Annotated in this window: 1 pseudogene; it reads right to left on the bottom strand. The window is 61.6% G+C overall.

The features are described 5' to 3' along the window. A pseudogene (locus FRY97_RS22070) lies at positions 1-510 on the bottom strand (DUF11 domain-containing protein); the annotation flags it as partial.

Below are 510 nucleotides of genomic sequence, written 5' to 3'. Positions count from 1 at the left end.
AACCGTCGTGATGTCCGATACCTCGTCCGGTGTGTCCGGGCCGTCCGTACAAGCTGGGCAGTCCGGCGTCGGGTCTTCTGGGTTCGTTACCGTGACTATGTTGGTCAGGCCGCCCGTGAAATCGGCAGGCACATCCACGTTCACCGTGTAGGTCACTACTGCCCCGTTGGACATGTTCGTGATCACCTCACTGAAGTCGCCCGTGCCCGAAGCGTTCGCCAGCGTCGCTGTGCCGGTGGTCACTACCGCCGTCCAGCTGCTGATCGTTGTGCCCGCAGGCGCGGTGTCCGCTACCATTACGCTGCTCGCTACACTTGGCCCGTTATTGGTCACCGTGATGGTGTAAGGCACCGTTGTGCCCGGCACGTAGGTATTGGTACCGTTCGTCTTAACCGTGGTGATGTCCGATACCTCGTCCGGTGTATCCGGGCCGTCCGTACAAGCTGGGCAGTCCGGGGTCGGGTCTTCCGGGTTCGTTACCGTGACTATGTTGGTCAGGCCGCCCGTGAA

The organism is Phaeodactylibacter luteus (assembly GCF_007993045.1).
Taxonomy (GTDB): domain Bacteria; phylum Bacteroidota; class Bacteroidia; order Chitinophagales; family Saprospiraceae; genus Phaeodactylibacter; species Phaeodactylibacter luteus.
This window is presented reverse-complemented; position numbering and strand designations above follow the sequence as displayed.